General features: G+C 71.5%; 20 protein-coding genes. 7 read left to right on the plus strand and 13 right to left on the minus strand.

Annotation, left to right across the window (positions count from 1 at the left end):
- Positions 1–48: 48 nt before the first annotated feature.
- Both BLP73_RS13775 and BLP73_RS13780 read right to left on the minus strand, forming a co-directional pair.
- Positions 49–1038 carry a P1 family peptidase gene (locus BLP73_RS13775; protein WP_090745734.1) on the minus strand — a complete coding sequence of 330 codons (990 nt, stop codon included), beginning with the start codon at positions 1036–1038 and terminating at the stop codon, positions 49–51.
- Positions 1035–2681, minus strand: a complete 1647-nt coding sequence (locus tag BLP73_RS13780; protein ID WP_090745852.1) for a thiamine pyrophosphate-binding protein — start codon at positions 2679–2681, stop codon at positions 1035–1037. The genes BLP73_RS13775 and BLP73_RS13780 overlap by 4 nt, the downstream gene beginning before the upstream one ends.
- A 95-nt stretch (positions 2682–2776) precedes the next feature.
- On the opposite strand from BLP73_RS13780, the gene smpB reads away from it, so the two are divergent.
- From smpB to BLP73_RS13795, 3 genes are read left to right on the plus strand one after another with little or no spacing between them, the layout of a single operon-like run.
- A complete protein-coding gene (smpB, locus tag BLP73_RS13785) occupies positions 2777–3250 on the plus strand; it encodes an SsrA-binding protein SmpB (RefSeq protein WP_090745737.1) in 474 nt (157 codons plus the stop codon).
- A 55-nt stretch (positions 3251–3305) separates the two neighbouring features.
- On the plus strand, positions 3306–4160 hold the full coding sequence (gene sseA / locus BLP73_RS13790) for a 3-mercaptopyruvate sulfurtransferase (protein ID WP_090745740.1): 855 nt from the start codon (positions 3306–3308) through the stop codon (positions 4158–4160).
- The gene (locus BLP73_RS13795) at positions 4160–5341 is read left to right on the plus strand and encodes an amino acid aminotransferase (RefSeq protein ID WP_090745743.1); all 1182 of its coding nucleotides are present in this window, start codon (positions 4160–4162) and stop codon (positions 5339–5341) included. Before sseA ends, BLP73_RS13795 begins: the two co-directional genes overlap by 1 nt.
- Positions 5342–5433: 92 nt before the next feature.
- On the opposite strand, the gene BLP73_RS13800 is transcribed toward BLP73_RS13795, so the two are convergent.
- The 3 genes from BLP73_RS13800 to ubiA form a co-directional block, all read right to left on the minus strand.
- Positions 5434–5763, minus strand: coding sequence for a hypothetical protein (locus BLP73_RS13800; protein ID WP_090745746.1), 330 nt, complete (start codon positions 5761–5763; stop codon positions 5434–5436).
- Positions 5760–7937 carry an OmpA family protein gene (locus BLP73_RS13805; protein WP_090745748.1) on the minus strand — a complete coding sequence of 726 codons (2178 nt, stop codon included), beginning with the start codon at positions 7935–7937 and terminating at the stop codon, positions 5760–5762. The genes BLP73_RS13800 and BLP73_RS13805 overlap by 4 nt, the downstream gene beginning before the upstream one ends.
- Before the next feature lie 61 nt (positions 7938–7998).
- The gene (gene ubiA / locus BLP73_RS13810; protein ID WP_090745751.1) at positions 7999–8949 is read right to left on the minus strand and encodes a 4-hydroxybenzoate octaprenyltransferase; all 951 of its coding nucleotides are present in this window, start codon (positions 8947–8949) and stop codon (positions 7999–8001) included.
- A gap of 14 nt (positions 8950–8963) precedes the next feature.
- Between ubiA and BLP73_RS13815 the strand changes: the two genes are divergently transcribed.
- Entirely contained in the window at positions 8964–9689 is a 726-nt protein-coding gene (locus tag BLP73_RS13815; protein WP_090745753.1) for a 16S rRNA (uracil(1498)-N(3))-methyltransferase, read from the plus strand.
- A gap of 205 nt (positions 9690–9894) precedes the next feature.
- Positions 9895–10086: a DUF1127 domain-containing protein gene (locus BLP73_RS13820; protein WP_090745755.1), complete on the plus strand. Its 192-nt coding sequence runs from the start codon at positions 9895–9897 to the stop codon at positions 10084–10086.
- 75 nt (positions 10087–10161) lie between these two features.
- Here the strand turns inward: BLP73_RS13820 and BLP73_RS13825 are convergent, their stop codons facing one another.
- The 5 genes from BLP73_RS13825 to fsa are packed head-to-tail and all read right to left on the minus strand — an operon-like array spanning position 10162 to position 13949.
- Positions 10162–11031: a 50S ribosomal protein L11 methyltransferase gene (locus BLP73_RS13825; protein WP_090745757.1), complete on the minus strand. Its 870-nt coding sequence runs from the start codon at positions 11029–11031 to the stop codon at positions 10162–10164.
- Positions 11031–11606 carry a peptide-methionine (S)-S-oxide reductase MsrA gene (gene msrA, locus BLP73_RS13830; protein WP_090745760.1) on the minus strand — a complete coding sequence of 192 codons (576 nt, stop codon included), beginning with the start codon at positions 11604–11606 and terminating at the stop codon, positions 11031–11033. The genes BLP73_RS13825 and msrA overlap by 1 nt, the downstream gene beginning before the upstream one ends.
- A 51-nt stretch (positions 11607–11657) precedes the next feature.
- Positions 11658–12602 carry a tyrosine recombinase XerC gene (locus tag BLP73_RS13835; protein WP_090745763.1) on the minus strand — a complete coding sequence of 315 codons (945 nt, stop codon included), beginning with the start codon at positions 12600–12602 and terminating at the stop codon, positions 11658–11660.
- Positions 12599–13282 carry a DUF484 family protein gene (locus BLP73_RS13840; RefSeq protein ID WP_090745766.1) on the minus strand — a complete coding sequence of 228 codons (684 nt, stop codon included), beginning with the start codon at positions 13280–13282 and terminating at the stop codon, positions 12599–12601. Before BLP73_RS13840 ends, BLP73_RS13835 begins: the two co-directional genes overlap by 4 nt.
- A gap of 13 nt (positions 13283–13295) precedes the next feature.
- Positions 13296–13949: a fructose-6-phosphate aldolase gene (gene fsa / locus BLP73_RS13845; protein ID WP_090745769.1), complete on the minus strand. Its 654-nt coding sequence runs from the start codon at positions 13947–13949 to the stop codon at positions 13296–13298.
- Positions 13950–14081: 132 nt separating this feature from the next.
- Between fsa and BLP73_RS13850 the strand changes: the two genes are divergently transcribed.
- Positions 14082–16274, plus strand: coding sequence for a primosomal protein N' (locus BLP73_RS13850; RefSeq protein ID WP_425415695.1), 2193 nt, complete (start codon positions 14082–14084; stop codon positions 16272–16274).
- 79 nt (positions 16275–16353) lie between these two features.
- On the opposite strand, the gene BLP73_RS13855 is transcribed toward BLP73_RS13850, so the two are convergent.
- From BLP73_RS13855 to BLP73_RS13865, 3 genes are all read right to left on the minus strand, one after another.
- The gene (locus BLP73_RS13855) at positions 16354–17325 is read right to left on the minus strand and encodes a lytic transglycosylase domain-containing protein (protein ID WP_090745777.1); all 972 of its coding nucleotides are present in this window, start codon (positions 17323–17325) and stop codon (positions 16354–16356) included.
- A gap of 15 nt (positions 17326–17340) precedes the next feature.
- Entirely contained in the window at positions 17341–18285 is a 945-nt protein-coding gene (locus tag BLP73_RS13860) for a hypothetical protein (RefSeq protein ID WP_090745780.1), read from the minus strand.
- 132 nt (positions 18286–18417) lie between these two features.
- Positions 18418–19389 (minus strand): L,D-transpeptidase, encoded by a 972-nt coding sequence (locus BLP73_RS13865; RefSeq protein WP_090745783.1) that lies wholly within the window; start codon positions 19387–19389, stop codon positions 18418–18420.
- A 460-nt stretch (positions 19390–19849) separates the two neighbouring features.
- On the opposite strand from BLP73_RS13865, the gene BLP73_RS13870 reads away from it, so the two are divergent.
- Entirely contained in the window at positions 19850–21406 is a 1557-nt protein-coding gene (locus BLP73_RS13870) for an MFS transporter (protein WP_245686682.1), read from the plus strand.
- Positions 21407–21643: the final 237 nt, after the last annotated feature.

Below are 21643 nucleotides of genomic sequence, written 5' to 3' on the forward strand. Positions count from 1 at the left end.
CTTGGCGATCTCTCTGAAGGGCGGTGCGCTTGTCGCACCGCCCGTTCTTCAATGCGCCAGACCGCTCCAGCAGGGTTGCCGGTCGCCCGCGCAGGGCCGGGCCGCGTAGACAGCCCGCGCGATGGCCCGCGCCAGCGTCGCCGCCGCCGCATGGCCCAGCAGGAACGGATCGGCCAGCGGATCGGCCAGTGGGCGCGCGCCGGTCGATGCGGCGAAGACCAGGTCTCCGTCCAGGGGCGTGTGGCTGGGCACCAGCGCCCGCGCCATCCCGTCATGCGCCGCGACCGCCATCCGCTGAAGCTGCGCCTTGTCCAGTGCAGCATCCGTGGCGACGATGGCGATGGTCGTGGCCTCGCCCATGCGCTTCATCGGTGCCGGCTCATGCGCTGCCGGGAAGGCCGCAGGCAGGCCGAGGCCGCCGAACTCGCCCTCCAGCTCCCACGGCGCGGCCCAGAAGTGGCGCGTCTCGCCCACCGTCGCCTGGCCGAGCGCGTTGACCACGACCAGCGCGCCCACCGTCGCGCCGCCCTCCAGCACCGCCGAGGCCGAGCCGAGCCCGCCCTTGAGGTTCCCCGTCAGCGCCCCGGTCCCCGCGCCATGGCTGCCGATCTCGAAGCGCGCGGTGGCGGCCGCGAAGGCAGCCTCGCCGAGCGCGGGGTAAGGGTTCCGCGCCCACGCCTTGTCGCCGCCGTTCAGCAGGTCGAAGACGATGGCGCCCGGCACGATGGGCACGCGCGCCGCGCCCACCGCAAAGCCCCGCCCCGCCGCATGCAGCGCCGCCATCACCCCGTCGCAGGCTGCAAGGCCGAAGGCCGAGCCACCCGACAGGACCAGCGCATCGACCGCCGGCACCAGCTTATCGGGTGCCAGCAGATCCGTCTCGCGCGTCCCCGGCGCCCCGCCCATCACATGGACCGAGGCCGCGAAGGGCGCATCTCCGACCAGCACCGTCACCCCCGACTGCAGCGCTGCGTCCGACGCATTTCCCACCCGCAGCCCCGCGACATCGGTGATGAGGTTGCGCGCCCCCGGCCTCATCCCTGCGCCTTGGCCCGGATCTCGCTGAGCGTGGCGAAGGTGGTCAGCGCCTCGGGGTCCAGCCGCAGCTCGATCACGGCGAAACTGCCGCTGCCCTGCGCCCGCTCGAAGGCTGGGCCGAACTCGGCATCCTCCGTCACCACCTCGCCATGCCCGCCAAAGGCGCGGGCGAGGGCGGCGAAGTCCGGGTTGGCGAGGTCCGTGCCCGAGACGCGGCCGGGATAGTGCTTCTCCTGATGCATGCGGATCGTGCCGTAGCGGCCGTTGTTCGCGACCACCACGATGGGCGTCGCGCCGTGCTGGGCGGCGGTGGACAGCTCGTTCAGCGTCATCTGCAGGCAACCGTCCCCCGCCATGCAGACGACCGTGCGCCCCGGATGCTCGAGGCTCGCAGCGATGGCCGCCGGCAGCCCGTAACCCATCGAACCCGAGGTCGGCGCGATCTGCGTCTTCGCGCGCTTGAAGCGGAAGTAGCGGTGCACGAAGGCGGCGTAGTTGCCCGCGCCGTTGGTCATGATCGCGTCCTCGGGCAGATTCGCGGACAGCCAGCAGACCACCTGCTCCATCCTGACGGTGCCAGGCGTGGGGCGGGGCGTCTGCCACTCCTCGTAATGCGCCCGGAGCTGCGCGGTCCAGTCATCCCACCGGCGCGGGGCAGGGGCTTCGGCCAGCGCCGCCAGCACCGCGCGGGGGCAGGCGGCGATGCCGGGATCGGCGCGCCACAGATGCCCGATCTCGTCGGGGTCCGGGTAGACATGCACGATCCGCCGCCCCTGCGCCTTCGGCTCCATCAGCGTGAAGCCCGCCGTCAAAGTGTCGGAAAGGCGCGAGCCCAGGGACAGGATCACATCCGCCTCGCGCAAGGCCTCGCCCATGCGCGTGTTCATCCCGACGCCCAGATCGCCCGCATAGTTCGGGTGCCGGTTGTCCATGTAGTCCTGCCGCCGGAAGGGCACCGCAACCGGCAGGCCCCAGCTTTCGGCGAAGGCCGTCAGCCGGTCCGCATCCGCCTGCGTCCACAGCGCGCCGCCGGGAATGACGATGGGCCGCTCGGCCGCCGCCAGCGCCTCGGTGATCGCCGCAAGCTGCGCTTCGGAAACACCCGCCACCGGCCGCGGCGCGGGCGGCAGGTCCGGCACGTCCGCCTCGGCCGACAGCATGTCCTCGGGCAAAGCCAGCACGACCGGGCCGGGCCGCCCCGACTGCGCCAGATCGAAGGCGCGGGCCATGTATTCGGGGATGCGGTCGGTGTCCTCGATCTGCGCGACCCATTTCGCCAGCCCGCCGAACATCTGCCGGTAATCGACCTCCTGGAACGCCTCGCGGTCGCGGTCCGCGCGGGCGATCTGGCCGATCAGCAGGATCATCGGCGTGGAATCCTGCCGCGCCACATGCACCCCCGAACTGGCGTTGGTGGCCCCCGGTCCGCGCGTCACCAGGCACACCCCCGGCATCCCGGTCAGTTTGCCCGAGGCCTCGGCCATCATCGCGGCGCCCCCTTCGTGGCGACAGACGACGTTCTGGATGCCGGCGCCCAGCAGCCCGTCCAGCACCGCCAGATAGCTCTCGCCCGGCACCGAGAAGACCCGCCGCACCCCGTGCAGCCTCAAGGCATCCACCAGGATCTGCCCGCCATGTCGCATCATGCACCTCCGTTTGCGCGGCATGCTGGCCCGGATGGGCACCGGGCGCAACGCGCCCTTTACAGCGCGGCCGGCCAACCCTATCTGCAAGCGTCATGGCCAAGGACGACGACAGCAAGAACTACAAGGTGATCGCCGAGAACCGGCGCGCCCGGTTCGACTATTTCATCGAGAGCGATCTCGAGGTCGGCATCATGCTGACCGGGTCCGAGGTGAAGTCGCTCCGCACCGGCCAGTCCAACATCGCCGAAAGCTATGCCTCGGTCGAAGGGGGCGAATTGTGGCTGATCAACGGCTACATTGCGGCCCTCGCCCGCGCCGGCGTCTTCGGCCACGAGGAGCGCCGCCGCCGCAAGCTGCTGGTCAACAAGCGCGAGCTGTCGCGCCTCTGGCAGGCCACCGCGCGCGAGGGGATGACGCTGATCCCGCTGGTGATGTACTTCAACCACCGCGGCATCGTGAAGCTGAAGATCGGCGTCGCGAAGGGCAAGAAGAACCACGACAAGCGCGAGACCAGCGCCAAACGCGACTGGAACCGGCAGAAACAGCGGCTTCTGAAGCAGGGTTGACGTTGCAGCCCTGCGCGCGGCCCTGTAGAGCGGTGCGCGCAGCGAGGGGGGCAGCATGACGGACGATCCCGAGGTTCTGGTCGGCACGGACTGGCTGGCCGCGCGTCTGAACGACCCCGACCTGCGCATCCTCGACGCGAGCTGGCACATGCCCGCCTCCGGCCGCGACGCCCGCGCCGAACACCGCGCCGCCCACATCCCCGGCGCCCGCTTCTTCGACATCGACGCCATCAGCGACACGCGCTCGGCCCTGCCGCACATGGCCCCGACGGCCGAGCATTTCACCGCCGCCGTCCGCGCCTTGGGCATCGGGGACGGCCAGCAGGTGGTGATCTACGACGACAGCGACGTCCGCAGTGCCGCCCGCGCCTGGTGGACCTTTCGCCTGATGGGCATCCGCCGCGCATCCGTGCTGGACGGGGGCCTCGCCAAGTGGCGGGCCGAGGGTCGCCCGCTGGACGATGCAGCCCCGCAGATCCGCGACCGCCACCTGACCGCCACCCGCCAGCCGGCGCTGGTGCGCGACGTGACCCAGGTCGCCGAGGCCGCCAAGCTCGGCGCCGCCAGCATCGTCGACGCCCGCGCGGCCGCCCGCTTCCGCGGCGAGGCGCCCGAGCCGCGCTCGGGTCTCCGCAGCGGCCACATCCCCGGCTCGCGGAACCTCCCCTTCGGCCAGCTCTTCGCCGAGGACGGCACCCTGCTGCGCCCTGACCAGCTGCGCGCCGCCTTCCAGGCCGCCGGCGTGGACCTCGACCGCCCCGTCATCACCACCTGCGGCAGCGGCGTGACCGCCGCCGTCCTGTCCTTGGCGCTGGCGCGGATCGGCCACCGCGACAACGCGCTCTACGACGGAAGCTGGACCGAATGGGGCAGCTTTCCCGACCTGAATATCGCAACCGGAGACGCCTGATGCTGTCCAACCTGCAACCGCAAGCCCCTGACAAGATCCTGATGCTGATCGAGGAGTTCAAGGCCGACACCCGCCAGGGCAAGATCGACCTGGGCGTCGGCGTCTACAAGGACCCCGAGGGCGTGACTCCGGTCATGCGCGCGGTGAAGGCGGCCGAGCAGCGCATCTGGGAGACGCAGACGACCAAGGCCTATACAGGCCTCGCCGGCGAGCCGGAATATCGCAGCGCGATGGCGAAGATGGTGCTGGCCGAGGTCCCGGCGGACCGCCTCGCCTCGGTCGCGACCGTGGGCGGCACCGGCGCGATCCGACAGGCGCTGGAACTGGCGCGGATGGCCCATCCGGGGCTGACGGTGCATGTCTCGGACCCGACCTGGCCGAACCACCTGTCGATCATGAAGTTCATGGGCCTGCCCTACGTCGAGTATCGCTATTTCGACGTGGCCACCCGCGGCGTCGATTTCGAAGCGATGAAGCAGGACATCGCCCGCGCCAAGAAGGGCGACATCGTCCTTCTGCACGGCTGCTGCCACAACCCGACCGGCGCCAACCTGACGCTGGACCAGTGGCGCGAGGTCATCGACATCCTGCAGACGACAGGCGCCGTCCCGCTGATCGATCTCGCCTATCAGGGCTTCGGCGACGGGCTCGACGCGGATGCCGAGGCCACCCGTCTCGTCGCGCAAAGCCTGCCCGAGGTGCTGATCGCCGCCTCCTGCTCGAAGAACTTCGGCATCTACCGCGAGCGGACCGGCATCCTGATTGCGCTGGCCGAGACCACGCAGGCCCGCGACCTGGCGCAAGGCGCGATGGCCTACCTCAACCGGCAGAACTACTCCTTCCCGCCCGATCACGGCGCCCGCATCGTGCAGACCATCCTCACCGACGACGCCCTGCGCGCCGATTGGGCCGCCGAGCTGGAGGAGGTCAGGAACACCATGCTGGGCCTCAGGGACCAGCTGGCGGCCGAGCTGCGCCAGCTCTCGGGCAGCGACCGCTTCGACTTCATCGCCCATCACCGCGGCATGTTCTCGCGCCTCGGCGCCACGCCCGAGCAGGTGCAACAGCTGAAATCGGAGGCGGCGATCTACATGGTCGGCGACTCGCGGCTGAACATCGCGGGCCTCAACCAGCACACGGTGCCGGTGCTGGCCCGCGCGATCATCGACGCCGGCATCTGAAGGCTTCGGCACCCGCCGCATCTTCTGTGCCGAAATATCCTCAGGGGGTGAATTGGCCGCAGGCCAAGAGGGGGCGCGAGCGCCCCCGTTCCTTACCGCCGGGCCAGCCGCTGCTCGATGAAGTCGCGCAGCTCCTCGATCTCGGCCCGCGCCTCGCGCAGGCCTTCGGTCGCGGCGCGCAGCTCGGCCGCCGCACCCGCCTGCCGCTCTGCAAACACCGCCTCGCGCTCGGCCAGCGTCTCGCGCGCGGCATCCCGCGCCGCCTCGGCCTCGTGCAGCGCATGGGCGATCCTGCCGTGCTGGGCAATGTCCTCGCGGCCCGGCCGCGTCAGCCGGTGCAGCAGCCAGCAGGCGAACCAGCCCAGAAGGAAGGCGCCGAACAGGATGATGGCGGTGGCGGCGATGAATTCGGAGCGGTTCATTCGGCGGTCAGGTCCTCGTCCTGCGCGCCGACGCCTGCGGGCCGCGCCGAGGGACGCGGCGTCTCGGGGGTCGGCGTCAGCACCGGCAGCCTAATGCTTTCCTCGCGCTCGTCCAGCGTCTGGAACTCCTCGCTCGCCCCAAGCGTCCGCGGCGCCAGCGACAGCTCGCGGGCGGCGGGCAGGACCGGGCCCTGCATCTGCGGCGCCGGGCCCGGCAGGACCGGCCCCTGCACCTGCGGGCGCTCGGGGCCGAACCCGCCTGCGGCCACGGCCGGGGCCGGTGCTTCCGCCTCGGGCGCGGGGTCCGCGCCGGTGACGCCGGTCACCACGACCGGCTCGGGCAGCGGCGCGCTGCGCACGCGATGGGGCGACATCAGGCGGAACTCGATCCGGCGGTTCGCCTCGCGGCCCTCCTCGGTCTCGTTCGTGGCGATCGGCTGGCTCTCGCCATAGCCGCGCGAGGTCATGTTGCCGACGTCGATCCCCGCCTCGGCCATGGCCGAGACGATGGCCTGCGCCCGGCTGCGCGAGAGGTCCGCGTTGAACCCTTCCGAGCCTTGCGAATCCGTATGCCCACCGGCCTCGATCTGGAACTCGGCGCAGTCCTCCATGGCCGTCCCGAGCCCGCGCAGCGTCGGCGCCGGATCCCCGGCGATGGAGGACCGGCTCGGCTCGAAGCCAATCTCGGATTCCGACATGATGAGGTTCAGCCGCGCGACGCATTCCTCGCCGTCCGGCAGGCCCAGCCCCTCGTCCAGAAGGCGGTCGTAGCGGATCGCCAGCTCGAAGGGCAGCCCCGGCTCGAGCCGCTGCGACAAGAGCGCCGCGGCCGTGCGGGGCGCGTCGGGATCGCCCGAGGTGCCGCTGAGGGTGATCAGCTCGGGCGTCACCTGCACGCTGCCCGATGCCAGCACGCCCAAGGCTTCCAGTCCCGCGATCATCCGCACCGTCCAGCCGCCCGGCACGTCGGGGCTGGGCCGCAGGGTGCTGCGCGCCACCTCGAAGCGCGAGTTGGCGAAGCTGTCCACCGCCTCGCGCATGCGGGTGTCGGCGATCCCGCCGCGCAGGGTCAGGCTGCCCGTCTCGGACAGGGTCGCCACGAACTCGACCGGGCCGCGCGGCGCGTCCTCGGCCTGCTCCTGCTCGGCCGTCAGGGCGAAGACGCGGGGCAGGGCGGCATCGAGGCTCTGGGTGACGCGGTTCAGTGCCCCGCGGTCCAGCGTTGCGGGCACCAGCAGCGCGACATCGGCATCGCTGATCGTCAGCCGACCCGCGCCCAGTTCGGCCAGCGCCGAGATGGCAAGGCTGGCGGCATCGCCCCAATCGCCCGAGGGCGCGCCGAGCGCCAGCGTGCAGGCGGGGCTGCCCGCGACGCCGGCGGCCTCGGCGGCGGCCAGGATCTTCTCGCGCGCGTCCTCGTCATCGGCGGCGCAGGTCTCGATCCGCATTCCGCGCGCGTCCATGACGGCCTGCAGCAGGAAGGGCGAGACGACCGGGCGCGGCGCCGAGATCTCGGCCTGCAGCGCCAGTCCCTCGGGACGCGCCTCCTGCAGGCGGGTCTCCAGCCGGGCCTTCTCGGCCGCGCTGCCGGCAAGGGCGGTCACCTGGACCCGGCCGGGCTGGATCGAGATCTTGGACTGCGCCGAAGCCTGCACCGCCGCGACGCCGTAATCCAGCGCCTCGGTCCAGCCCTCCGGCACGGGATAATCCGCGCTTTCCATCAGGTCGGTGATCTGCGGCGCCGCCGTCTCGGTCCGCAACTGGCGCATCAGGGCCACCCGGTCGGTCGAGGCCGGAACCAGCCCGATCACCGAGATGCCGGCATCGTTGCGCAGCAGCTCGACCTTGAACTCGGGTGGCGTCATCGCCTCGGTCGCGGCGACGGTCATCCGGTCCAGCACCCGCGTCGCGTCCACCGCGGTCGCGGCCTGGCTCATTGCGCGGAAGCGCTCGACCTCGGAGGGGGCGGTGCCGGTCAGGCGGACCTCGAGCCCGTCGGCGCGCACCTCGACCCAGTCCTGGCCGGCGGCGGCGAGCGCTGCACGCACCTCCTCGGTCGAGCGCGTCTCGATGAAGTCGGCCGCCGCCTGCGCGCCCCACCAGAACAGCCCGCCGGCGCCACCCATCACCAGAAGGGTCGCAAGCGAGGTCGTCAGGCGGCTGCGCGCGGTCATGGATAGGCTCCCGGACTGTGATCGGCGGGCCACATCTAGCCCCCGCGCGTCAGCCGTGCAATCAGACCAGCCCTGCCAGCGCCAGGAACCCTGCGAGGATCAGCCCCGCGTCACGGTTGCTGCGGAACAGGCGAAGGCAGCTAGCGCCATGATCCGGCTGGAACTTCGAGAGCTGCCAGCCCAGATGCAGCGCGAAGCCCAGGATGCCGGCGAAGGCCATCAAGAGATTGCGACCGGCCAGCGCCGCCCCCAGCCCCAGCAGCGCGACCGCGACAAGGGCGAAGGTCGGCAGGATGCGCGGGCTCGCCTCGCCGAAAAGGCGCGCGGTGGAGCGGACGCCGATCAGCGCGTCGTCCTCGGCGTCCTGATGGGCATAGATCGTGTCGTAGAAGATCGTCCAGGCGATCGCGCCCAGGTAGGCGGCGACCGGGGCTAGGTCCAGCCGCCCCATATGCGCGGCATAGGCCAGAAGGATGCCCCAGTTGAAGGCAAGGCCAAGGAAGACCTGCGGCCACCAGGTGAATCGCTTGGCGAAGGGATAGATCGCGACCAGCGCCAGCGAAGCGACGCCTAGCCAGATCGCCGCCCAGCCAAGCGTCAGCAGGATCACGAAGCCGATGAGGCATTGCGCGATCAGCCAGCCATAGGCGCCCTTCAGCGTCACCGCGCCCGAGGGCAGCGGCCGCGAGCGGGTGCGCGAGACCTGCGCGTCGATGTCGCGGTCGGTGATGTCGTTCCAGGTGCAGCCCGCCCCGCGCATGACGAAGGCCCCGATCAGGCAGGCGAGGGCGATCCACAGGTCGAACCAGCGCGGGGCGTCCGCCATCATCGCCAGCCCGATCCCCCACCAGCAGGGCAGCAGCAAAAGCCAGGTGCCGATCGGCCGGTCGGCGCGGCTGAGGCGCAGCCAAGGCCGCGACCAGGCGGGGGCGTAGCGGTCCACCCAGTTGCCCGCGGGTGCGTCGGACACGGAATGGAGGGCGGCATCTGGCGCTTGCCGTTGATCTTGCATAGCCTTGCCCCGTCATGGCGAAAATCAGGCTGTTCATAGATCACCCGCTGGCCGAGGGGCAAGCCGCGCCGCTGGACGGGGCGCAGGCGCATTACCTGTCTGGCGTCATGCGGCTGAAGCCGGGGGACGAGATCACCGTCTTCAACGGCCGCGACGGGGCGTGGTCGGCGCGGCTGCTTGATGCCGGCAAGCGCGGCGGCAGTCTCGAGCTTCTGGCGCAGGTGGCGCCGCAGCGCGATCCGCCGGACCTGTGGCTCATCTTCGCGCCGATCAAGAAGGCCCGCACCGATTTCATCGTCGAGAAGGCGGCCGAGATGGGCTCGGCGCGCATCCTGCCCGTGCAGACCGACTTCACCAATTCCGAGCGTATCCGCCAGGACCGGCTTCAGGCCCATGCCGTCGAGGCCGCCGAGCAATGCGGCGGCACCTTCGTGCCCGAGGTCGCGGACCTCGTGCCGCTGGCGCGGCTGCTGGACGGATGGGACGCGGGGCGCCGCATCCTCTGGGCGGACGAAGCCCGCGCCGGCCCGGCCGAGACGCTCGCCGGCTTGCCGCGCGGCCCCTGGGCCATCCTGATCGGCCCCGAGGGCGGGTTCTCAGAGGCCGAGCGGCAGCGGCTCGGCCGGACGCCCTTCGTCACGCCGGTCAGCCTCGGGCCGCGCATCCTGCGCGCCGATACGGCGGCCGTCGCGGCGCTTGCCCTGTGGCAGGCGCAGCTGGGGGACTGGCAGGGCGGCTGACGGCCTCTGCTCGCTGCGGCACGAGCTGCGGCACAAAAGGATGAAGATCCTGCGAACGGCGGCGGCGGAACAGGCGCTTTTCCCTTGCGCCGGGCGCATGGCGGGCATGCCGCTTTCCCGGCTACTCGCATCGTCCTGCTCGGCTTATGTGCCTCTCTGTCCGAGTGCTGCCCGATAGGCGGGCAGTTTATGAACAGGTGATAAAATGACGACGATCGACACCAACCACAGCGCCGCACTGGGCCAGGGAGGCATCGTCGCGCGCTTCACCTCGATGCTGGAAGCATGGCGCGACACGCGCGTGACCCGGCGCGAGCTGAACCGCCTTTCGGACCGCGAGCTGGACGACATCGGCCTGACCCGCGGCGACATCGAGCGGATTGCGCGCGGCCTCTGACGCCCGCCGCATGGCCCGAAAGGGCCGGATGAACGAGCCCCCACGATCGCTCGCGGGGGTTTTTTCATGCGCGGCTCAGCCGCGCGTCAACACCAGCGTCGTCCAGTCGCCCAGATCGTCGCGCCGGTCCAGCGCAAGGCCGGCGGCCCGGTAGGCCGCCGCCACGTCGTCTGCCTGTGTCACCAGGATGCCCGACAGGATCGCCTTGCCGCCGGGGCGCAGATGCGCGGCCATGTCGGGCGCAAGGTCGATCAGGGGCTGCTTGAGGATGTTCGCCAGGATCAGGTCGTAGGGCGCGGCCTCGTGCAGCGTCGGGTGCTGGAAGCCCGCCGCTTCGAGGCAGACGACGCGGCCGGCAAGGCCGTTGGCGATCACGTTCGCCGCTGCCGTGTCCACGGCCACCGGGTCGATGTCGCTGGCCAGCACCGTGTGGTGCCAGAGCCGCGCGGCGCCCATCGCCAGCACCGCCGTGCCGCAGCCGATGTCGGCCACGCGCTCGGCCTGGAAGCCCTCGGTCGCCAGCCGGTCCAGCGCCTCGAGACAGCCCTTGGTGGTGTTGTGATGGCCGGTGCCGAAGGCCATCGCGGCCTCGATGCACAGCGCCTCGACACCCTCGGGCACGCTGTCCGCGTCATGGCTGCCATGGACGTAGAAGCGGCCGGCACGGACGGGGGTCAGTTCGCGCCGGACATGGGCGACCCAGTCCACCTCGGGCAGTTCCGAGATGACGAAGGGGTTGGCGCCATGGGCGGCGGCCAGCAGCGCGAGGCCGATCTCGTCCGGCGCTTCGGTGAAGTAGGCGCCGACCTCCCACCGCTCGCTGCCGTCCTCGATCTCGAAGATGCCGGTGCCCACGGGCTCGGGGGTCAGGTCCTCGCAGGCTTCGGACAGGGCCTCGGCGGCCTCGCGGCCTTTCAGGTGGGTCAGCGCGGTGAAGGTGGGCATCAGATCGGGTCCGGGTTGGGCATGGAGGCCTCTACCCCGGTGCCCTTGAGCCCGCAATAACCGTCGGGGTTCTTCTCAAGATACTGCTGATGCGCCTCGTGGGCGGGCCAGAAGGGGCCGGCCGGGATGATCCGGGTGGTGATCTCGGGCAGGCCCTGCACCGCGAGGCGGTTGTTGTAGTCGATCTTCGAGGCCTCGGCCGCCGCGGCCTGGCTGTCGTTGCAGGCCATGATCAGGCTGCGGTACTGGCTGCCGATGTCGCCGCCCTGCCGGTCGCCCTGGGTCGGGTCGTGGTTCTCCCAGAACAGCTTCAGCAGGTGGTCGTAGCTGATCAGCGAGCTGTCATAGACGATCCGCACCACCTCGGCATGGCCGGTCGTGCCGGTCTTCACCTCGTCATAGGTCGGGTTCTCGGTCTCGCCGCCGGCAAAGCCCACCTCGGTCAGCCAGACGCCGTGCTGCTGCCAGAACAGCCGCTCGACCCCCCAGTAGCAGCCCATGCCGAAGATCGCCTGGTCGTGGCCCTGCGGCACCTCGGCGCGGAGGGGGCGGTGAAAGATGGCGTGGTCGGTCATGTTTCCCTCGTGATGTGCGTCAGGCCGGAACGCCCGGCCCGGCGGCGGGGTTCACCCGCGCGGATGCGCCGCGCGGTAGACATCCAGAAGCCGCGCATCGTCGACCCCGGTATAGACCTGCGTCGTCGAGAGGCTGGCATGGCCCAGAAGTTCCTGGATCGTCCGCAGATCGCCCCCCGCCGACAGAAGATGCGTGGCGAAGCTGTGGCGCATGGCATGGGGCGTCGCCGTGGCCGGCAGGCCAAGCGCGGCGCGGGCGCTGCGCATCCTGGCGGCGATGGCCCCGGCATCCAGCCGGCCGCCGCGCGCGCCGCGGAACAGCGGCTGGTCGGGTGCCAGCGGCCAGGGGCAGGCGGAGAGGTAGTCCGCGACCGCCGCCTTCGCGACGGGCAGGACCGGAACCTGCCGCTCGCGCTTGCCCTTGCCGCGCACGCGCAGCGCCTCGGTGAAGGGCCAGTCGCGACCGTCGAGGCCGAGCGCCTCCGAGATGCGCAGCCCGCAGCCCCAGAGCAGCGTCAGCACGGCCGCATCGCGCGCCGCGATCCAGGGCGTCGGATGGTCGGTCGCCACGAGGTCAAGCGTGTCCTGCGCCTGGCTCGGCGTCAGCGGCCGGGGCAGCGAGCGGGCGTAGCGCGGGCTGCGCGCGGACAACGCGGCCGACAGATCGAAGCCCTGGCGGTCCGCGATCCAGCGCAGGAAGCTGCGGACGGCCGACTGGCGCCGCGCCAGCGAACGTGGCCCCAGCCCGCGCCCGCGCTCGGCGGCGGCGAAGGCGCGCATGTCGGCCTGCGCCAGCCGGCCGAGCGCGGCCGGGGTGACGGCCTCGCCCCAGTAGCCGGCGAGAAAGTGCAGGAAGGCGGTCAGATCGCCGCGATAGGCGGCGATGGTGTGCGGCGAGCGGTCGCGCAGCGCGGCCTCGCTGTCCAGCCAGCGCGTCAGCGCCTCGGCCGTGGCCGGCGCGAAGGCGAGGATCGGCTGCCCGGCCGCCGCGCTCATCCCCGAAGGCGCGCCAGCAGGACCAGCCGCAGCACCTGCGCGAAGAAGCGCAAGAGGTCGGTGCCGTGAGCGGGCATGAAGCGCGTCGCATCCGCGCTGCCCATGACGATCATCGCCCGCGGCCGGCGCGCGCCGAGGTCCAGCGGCAGCAGCGCCTCCGAGGCGACGGCGCGGCCGTGGATCGGCTGCGTGATGGGCGAGGCGGGACGCAACACGATGTCGTCGCCCCGCGGCGCCCGCCGGCCGGCCGTCACGATCCGGTCCACCGCGCCCGGCGGGGCGATGAACACGTCCTCGGGCAGCTTCGGCAAGGGCGGGTCGGCTTCCACGATCAGCCGCAGCGTCTCGATCCGCAGGAGAGGCGCGATCTCGGACTGCAGGCAGCCGATGAGATCCTCGAAATCCACCGCCTCCAGAAGGCCGATCACGGCGCGGTGGACGATCGCCGTGCCGGACTGGTTGTCGAAGGCCGCGGCGATCACGTTCTCATGCGCGCTCTCCAGCCGGCCGAGCCGGTCTTCCAGCGCCTGCATGGCCCGGCCGCGGATGTCGACGACATTGGCGCCAAGCTCGGCGTCGCGGGCCCCGACGAGGGCGCGCATGACGTCGGCGTCGCCAAGGATCGTCTCGGGATCGGCGAGGATGCGGTCCCGGATCTCGGGCTCAAGCCCCGTGCTCATGCGCGCCGTCCCCTCAGAGGATCTTCTGGCCGGTCTTGGCCCAGTCCGCATTGAACTGCTCCAGCCCCTTGTCGGTCAAGAGGTGGTTCGCCATGGACTTGATGACGGCCGGAGGGGCGGTGATCACGTCGGCGCCGATCTTGGCGACCTCGATGATGTGGTTCACGTTGCGGATCGAGGCGGCGAGGATCTGGGTCTCGTAGCCGTAATTGTCGTAGATCTCGCGGATGTCGGCGATCAGGTCCACGCCGTCCAGGTGCATGTCGTCCAGCCGGCCGATGAAGGGGCTGATGAAGGTCGCGCCGGCCTTGGCGGCCAGGATCGCCTGCGCCGGGCTGAAGCAGAGCGTGACGTTGACCATGTGCCCGTCGTCGGAGAGGGCGCGGCAGGCCTTGAGCCCGTCCAGCGTCAGCGGCACCTTCACGGTGATGTTGCCGGCGATCTGCGCCAGGTGCTTGCCCTCGCGGATCATCTCGGCCGCGTCCGAAGCGACCACCTCGGCCGAGACGGGACCGGGGACCAGTTCGCAGATCTCGCGGATCACTTCGGCGATGTTGCGGCCCGACTTCGCGATGAGCGAGGGGTTGGTCGTCACGCCATCGACCATCCCCAGTTCGTGCAGGTCCCGGATGGCGGCGATGTCGGCGGTATCGACGAAGAATTTCATGGGCCAAGGCTCCTCGGTTCGGTTCTGGGGGGTGATAGCGCAAAAGGTCGGCGCCCGGAAGTCAGAAGGGCCGCGCCCGCCGATGCTGCCTTGCATATGGTGGCGCGCATGGCTTTATCGCAACCGATGAAGATGCCCGCCTTCTTTCCCGCCCGCGCCCGGATCGGCGTCCTGACCTGCGAGCCGGTGGGGATGCTGGACTATCTGGCGCCCGAGGGCGGCGTGCGGCAGGGCGCGCTGGTGCTGGTCCCGCTTGGGCCGCGCCGGGTGATCGGGCTGGTCTGGGGTGAGGGGGTGGGCGATTTCGACCTGGCCAAGCTGCGCCCCGTGGCGCGGGTGCTGGAGGCCGAGCCCTTCGACGCCCGCTTCCTCGATTTCCTGTCACGGGCGGCCGACTACACGCTGACGCCGCTGCCCCTGATGCTGCGGATGGCGACGCGGGCGCCGGACCTCGACCAGCCGCCGGCGGCGCGACGGGTGATCGTGCCGGGCTCGGGGCAGGCGTCCCGAATGACCGAGGCACGGGCGCGGGTGATGCAGGTCATGGCGGATCATGGCGGGGCGAGCTTCGCGGCCTCCGAGCTGGCGCAACTCGCCGGCGTGGGCGTGTCGGTGGTCAAGGGGCTGGTGACGCAGGGCGCGCTGGCCGAGATCGAGGCGCCGCGCGATCTGCCCTATCCGGCGCTTGACCCGGCGCGGCCGGGCAAGCCGCTGGACGCCGACCAGCAGGCCGCCGCCGATGCGCTGCGGGCCAAGCTGAAGGCGGGCGGCTACGGCACGACGCTTCTGCGCGGTGTCACCGGATCGGGCAAGACCGAGGTCTATCTGGAGGCGGTGGCCGCGTGCCTCGCGCAGGGCCGGCAGGCGCTGGTCCTGCTGCCCGAGATCGCGCTCTCGGCCGAGTTCCTCGACCGGGTCGAGGCGCGCTTCGGCGCCCGTCCCGGCGAATGGCACAGCGGCATCACCCGCTCCGAGCGGCGGCGCCTGTGGCACATGGCCGGGCGCGGCGAGGTGCAGCTTGTGGTCGGCGCGCGCTCGGCCCTGTTCCTGCCCTTCCGCGACCTGGGGCTGGTCGTCGTCGACGAGGAGCATGACGGCAGCTACAAGCAGGAGGATGTCGTCTATTACAGCGCGCGGGACATGGCGGTGCTGCGCGCCTCGATCAACGCGGGGCAGGTGGTGCTGGCCTCGGCGACGCCGTCCCTGGAGAGCTGGGTGAACGCGGCGACGGGCAAGTATCAGCGGCTGGACCTGCGCTCGCGCTATGGCGCGGCCGAGCTGCCCGAGATGGCCGCGATCGACCTGCGGGCCGAGGCGATGGAGGCGGGGCGCTGGATCTCTCCGACGCTGGTCCGCGCGGTCGAGGCGCGGCTGGCGCGGGGCGAGCAGTCGCTGCTGTTCCTGAACCGCCGGGGCTTCGCGCCCGTCACCGTCTGCCGCGCCTGCGGCGAGCAGGTGGGCTGTCACCAATGCGATGCCCGCATGGTCGAGCACCGCTTCCAGAACCGCCTCGTCTGCCACCAATGCGGCGAGACGCGGCCGATCCCGCTGGCCTGCCCCTCCTGCGGGGTCGAGGGGAAGCTGGCGCCGGTCGGGCCGGGCGTCGAGCGCATCGCCGAGGAGGTCGCCGCGCGGTTCCCCGAGGCGAAGGCCGAGGTGCTGTCCTCGGACCTCTTCCACTCGGCGCGGGCCCTGAAGGAGACGATCGCGCGGATCGCGGAAGGCGGCGCGGACATCATCATCGGCACGCAGATCGTCGCCAAGGGGCACAATTTTCCGAAGCTGACGCTGGTGGGCGTGATCGACGCCGACCTGGGCCTGCAGGGGGCCGACCTGCGCGCGGCCGAGCGCAGCTTCCAGCTGATGCGGCAGGTGGCGGGGCGGGCGGGGCGTCAGTCGGGGGCGGCGCCGGGCGTGGCGCTGCTTCAGACGCACCAGCCGGACCACGCGGTGATCCGGGCGATCCTGTCAGGCAGCGACGAGGCCTTCTGGGATGCCGAAGCCGCGGGCCGGCAGGCGGCCGGGATGCCGCCCTTCGGCCGGCTGGCGGGGATCATCCTGTCGCATCCGGATCTGTCGGTGGTCAGCGACTTCGCCCGTCACCTGGCCGATGCCGCCCTGCCGCTGGCCGAGGCGGGGGCAGAGCTGTGGGGGCCGGCGCCGGCGCCCATCGCGCGGGTGCGGGGGCGGCACCGGATGCGGATGCTGGTCCGCGCGCCGCGCCAGGCACCGTTGCAGGCGGCCATCGCGGACTGGCTGGCGCCGATCAAGCTGCCGGTGAACCTGCGCCTGTCGGTGGACATCGACCCGCAGAGCTTCCTCTGAGCGCGGAGGAGGGGGCTGCCTGCCCCCTCTTGGCCTGCGGCCAATTCACCCCCGGGGATATTTCAACACAGAAGATGGGTCAGTTGCGCAGGACGATGCAGCGGCCGCCGAGGCTCTGGAAGCGGGTGCAGAAGCGGATGGCGTCGGTGCGGCTCTCGTAGCCGACCTGGGCGGTGTAGACGGCGCTCGGCATGCCGTTCATGCGTTTGCGCACATAGCCGACGCGGCGGCCGTCATCTAGGATCGGGCGCAGCGTCCGGTTCAGGCGCGCGACTTGCTGGGCGGCCCCCGACTGGCTGGGATGGCTTGCGACGATCACGCCCCAGGGAAAGACGCGTGGCTGGGTGTCGAACTCGCGCAGCTTGCGGCTGTCGGCCATCAGTTCGCAGGCGGCGCGGAAGGGCATGCCATCGGCCAGCGCCAGCTTCAGATCGCCGCTGGCGGGGGGCTGGTCGCGCCAGCGATGGGCGCTGTGGCCGGTGATCGCCTCGACATAGTCCAGCGTCTCGAAGGGCAGGGTCGAGGTCTCGCGCGCCTTGAAGCGCGCGGCCCGCGCCTCGCCTCCATTATAGGCGACGGCGGCAAGGCCGATATTGCCGAACTGGTCCGTGAGGCGGCGCAGGTACCAGGCCGATTTTGCGATGGCCTGGGCGGGGTTGAACGGGTCGTCCAGCCGGTAGAGCGCGGCCGTGCCGGGCATGAACTGCGCGATCCCGAGCGCGCCGGCCGGGCTGACCGCCGCCGGCTCGAACCGGCTTTCCTTCCAGAGGAGACGCGCGAGGAAGGCCGCGTCCAGCCGGTGCTCGGCGGCGTTGCGTTCGATCAGGCGGCAGACATCGGCGGCATAGCTGCTCTGGCGGATGCAGTCGCGGCCGTCATCGGTGCAGCGGATCTGGTCGGTCAGGCGCGGCGGCGGAAGCCCCAGAAGCGCGTCAACGGCTGGCGCCGCCCCCGCCGGGGCCGGCGCGAGCAGCAGCGCGACCGCGGCGAGCCGGGTCGCGAGCGCGCGCCAGCCCGGGCGCGCCGGGGTCTTCGGAGGATCAGCCGGCATGGGTCATGCGCGGCCTCAGTCGGCCTTGGCCGGGCGGGTCTTGCCCTTGCCCTTGCCGGCATCGGCCTTGGCGGGCTTTGCCGGCTTCTCGGCCTTGACGGGCTTCTCCGCCTTGGCGGCCGCGGTCTTGCCGCGGGCGGGTTTCGGCGCCTCGGCGGCAGCGGCAGCGGCGGCGCGGGCCTTGCCGGCGGGCTTCTCCTTGGCCGGCTTGTCCTTGGCCGACTTGTCTTTGGCGGGCTTGGCCGCGGTCTGGGTCTCGGCGCGAGCGGCGTTCTTCTCGGCCTTGCGGGCCGACTTGCGCTCGGCCTTGGCGGCGTCCTTCTCGGCCTGCTTGGCGGCCTTCTTCTCGGCCTTGCGCGCGTCGCGCGCGGCGTCCTTCTCGGCCTTGCGCGCCTCGGCGGCGGCTGCCTTCTCGGAGGCCTTCGCCGCCTGCTTCTCGGCCTTCTTCGCGGCCTTGGCGGCTTCCTTGTCGGTCATCCTGTCGTCCCTCGTGAGTGACTGGTTGTCGGCCGCCGCGCCCTTCCGGCGCGGGAGGCGGTGCGGTTCGGTGCGCAGATCGGTCTTGCGCGCCTCGGCCGGCTTGCGGCCGGGCGGCGTGCGGCGAACGGTGGCGGGCGCGCGCTTGGCGCCGGCGCCCTTGCCGGGCTTCACCGCGACCGCCTTGGCAGGCGCGGGCGCGCTGGCCGCTCCTGCCTTGCGTGCGCGGGCAGAGGGAAGGCCACGCCGGCGGCGTTCGGCCTCGGCGCGGCGGATCGCGGCGGCCAGAAGGTCGCGCGGGCCGGGCGCGGCGGCCTCGGATGCGGCCTCGGGCGCGTCGGATTCGGCGGCGCGCAGGTCCTCCAGCAGGGCAAGAAGCGCGGCATCGGCAAGCTCGCCAAGCTCGGGCTGCCGGCTCTGCCGGGTGAGATCGCGCAGGTCGGGACCCAGAAGGTCCTGCTCGAGCTTAAGATAATTCGGCATCAGACCACTCTGGAAACCCGGTTGCAGGACATCGCGCACGCCAAGACTTTGCTCAAATTGTGCTGCGGATGCAAATGGAAAGACCCCGGCCGGGGCCGGGGTCCGTCGCAGGTTCCGCGGGGCAGGCGATGCCTACCAGGCCGGCACGGCGCTTTCGACCGGCGAGACCCAGGTGGTGGCGGTGGCCGCGGGCAGGGCCGCCGGCGCGCTCGGCGCGAAGGGATCGGTCACCGCCACGGCGCCGCTGGCCATCGGATCGAAGGCCGGCGCGGTCGCCATCTGCGCGTAGGGATCGGCCGGCTGCGCCGCCATCGGGTCATAGGCCGGCGCGGCGAGCGCGGCGGCCGGCGCCTGCCCCTGCGCCTGCGCCTGCTGCATCTCGGAGGCGGGGATCACGTAGCCCTCGGGCGTCTCGATCATCGGGCCTTCCATCCGCAGGCTGTCGCTCTGCGAGCGGACGGTGACGCGGGTGCCGTTCGGCACCTGCTCGAAGAGGTCGATGATGTCCTGGTTGAACAGGCGGATGCAGCCGGCCGAGGTCGCCTTGCCGATCGACGAGGGGTCCATCGTGCCGTGGATGCGGTAATAGGTGTCGGTGTTGCCCTGGTAGAGATAGAGCGCCCGCGAGCCGAGCGGGTTGTGCATCCCGCCCGACAGGCCGCCCGCGAACTGGCTGTACAGCTCGGGCTCGGTGCGGATCATGTTGTCGGTCGGGCGCCAGCTGGGCCACGATGCCTTGCGGGCGATGGTGGCCGAGCCCTCGAAGCCCTTGCCGGCGCGGCCGACCGCCACGCCGTAGCGCATCGCCTGCCCGCCGGGCTGCACGTGGTAGAGGACGCGCGCATAGGGATCGACGACGATGCTTCCGGGAGCCTCGCTGCCGTTGAAGGGGACCATCTGGCGACGGTTGCGGTCGGTCAGGTAGGCGGCGCGGACGGCCGGGATCTGGATGACCTCTCCGCTCGGGCCCGCGTCCTGGCGGGCCTGGTAAATCGCGGGCACCTCGGCCGAACGCGTCGGGGCGGGCGCGGTGGCGGTTTCCTGGCTTGGGCCGCAGGCCGCCAGCCCGAGGGCCAGCGCCGCAAAGAGGGGTGCGAGGCGCATCGTTCGCTTTCCTTGTCCATCAAGAACGCATCGGCAGGGACGCGTCCGGGCAGCATCTGGGGGTCGTCGCGCGCAACAGGCCGTCATGCGCGATTCGTACGTTCTTCGTTGAGCCTGCAAGCCCGGTGCACGTCAAGTCCAAGGCCGCACAACTCGGCGTCAGCAGGACCCGGCTGGCCGCTTCTGTGGCGCAAGGGCGTCAGCACAATCAACTTTCTACGTCAGGGGAACAACTTGACGTGTCCTTTGGTTTCAACTGCGGCGCGTTTAGTTGCCCCGCGTCCCGGGGCGCGTTCGCCGGTGACAAGGCCGCCGGCGCATGTCACCGGGGCCACGACCAGAAGCACGAGAAGTCCCGCCCTTGCGCCAGAACCGGCCCCCGTCCAGATCGTCCCGCCCGGCCTCCGCCTTGGCGCCGTTCCGCTACCCGGACTTCCGCCTCCTGTGGGGGGCGACGCTGATGTCGAATTTCGGCGGGCTGGTGCAGGCGGTGGGGGCGGCCTGGCTGATGACCCAGCTGACCGACAGCGCCACGCTGATCGCGCTGGTGCAGGCCTCGAACACGCTGCCGGTGATGCTGCTGGCCATCGCCTCGGGGGCGCTTGCCGACATCTTCGACCGCAAGACGCTGCTGATGCTGGCGCTCATCTTCATGACCGTCGTCTCGGCCGCCTTGGCGCTGGTTGCCTGGAGCGGCGGGCTGACGCCCTGGCTGCTCCTCGGCTTCACCTTCATGCTGGGGGCGGGCCAGGCGGTCTACAACCCGCCCTGGCAGGCCAGCATGGGCGATCTGGTCGCGCGCGAGGACCTGCCGGCGGCGGTCAGTCTCAACTCGGTCGGCTTCAACCTGATGCGCAGCGTCGGCCCGGCCGCCGGAGGGCTTATTGTCGCCGGGTTCGGCGCCGCCGCGGCCTTCGCGGTGAACGCGGTGAGCTACCTGCCGCTGCTCGGCGCGATGAGCCGTTGGCGGCCGAAGCTTGCGCCGCGGGTGACGACGCCCGAGCCCTTCGTCGCGGCCATGGGCGCGGGGCTGCGCTATGTCGCCCTGTCGCCGAACCTGATGCGGGTGATCCTGCGCGGCGCGCTCTTCGGCTTTGCCGCCATCGCGGTGCTGGCGCTGCTGCCGCTTGTCGCCACCAGCCATCCCGAGGGCGGCTCGCTGCTTTTCGGCGGGCTGCTCGGCTGCTACGGGATCGGCGCGATCATCGGCGCCATGCTGAACGGCCGCATCCGGGCGCGGCTGGAGAACGAGCATGTAGTGCGCCTCGCCTTCGCCGGCTTCGCGGCCGCAGCCCTGCTGCTGGGGCTGACCCAGTCCGTCTGGCTGCACGCGCTGGCGCTGGTGCCGGCCGGGGCGTCCTGGGTGCTGGCGCTGTCGCTCTTCAACGTGACGGTGCAGCTCTCGACGCCGCGTTGGGTCGTGGCGCGGGCGCTGGCGCTCTACCAGACGGCGACGTTCGGCGGGATGGCGGCGGGTTCCTGGGCTTGGGGGGCGCTCGCAGGCGCCGAGGGGGTGGACCGGGCGCTGACGACGGCGGGCCTGCTGCTGCTGGTCGGCGCGGCGCTCGGCTTCTGGCTCCGCGCGCCCGAGTTCGGGACCGCCGATCTGGACCCGGTGAACCGCTTCCGCGAGCCCTCGCTGCGGCTGGACCTGCGCGGCCGCTCGGGCCCGATCATGGTGATGGTCGACTACCGGATCGAGCAGGAGGACGTGGCCGAGTTCCTGCGCCTCATGCGCCTGCGCCGCAACATCCGCCGCCGCGACGGCGCCCGCAACTGGGCGCTGCTGCGTGACCTCGAGCATCCCGACCAGTGGAGCGAGACCTACCACATCGCGACCTGGGACGAGTATGTCCGCCACAACCTGCGCCGCACCAAGTCGGACGCCGAGGTGACGGTGGCGCTGCGCGCCCTGCACAAAGGCGAGGGCGATCCGCTGGTCCACCGCATGATCGAGCGCCACAACGTCACGCCCGAGGACGATCTGCCGCTGATCGGGAAGATGGAGATCCCCTGAGCGTAGCGCCGGCGGCACCCTCGCAAGCCGGGGGTTTTCCACCCCCGGACCCCCGGAGGATATTTCACGACCAAAGCAGGCTTAAGCCTTTCTTAACGGGCAGGTGCTACTTGAGGTCTACGGTACAGGCGGGGACGCCGATGACCGTGACCGAAGCAGGCACCCTGTCTGACGCTGGAGCGATCCCCGGCAGGCAGGGTGTTCTCTGTCCTGCTTTGGTCCCGAAATATCCCGGGG

Source organism: Paracoccus tibetensis (assembly GCF_900102505.1).
GTDB lineage: Bacteria > Pseudomonadota > Alphaproteobacteria > Rhodobacterales > Rhodobacteraceae > Paracoccus > Paracoccus tibetensis.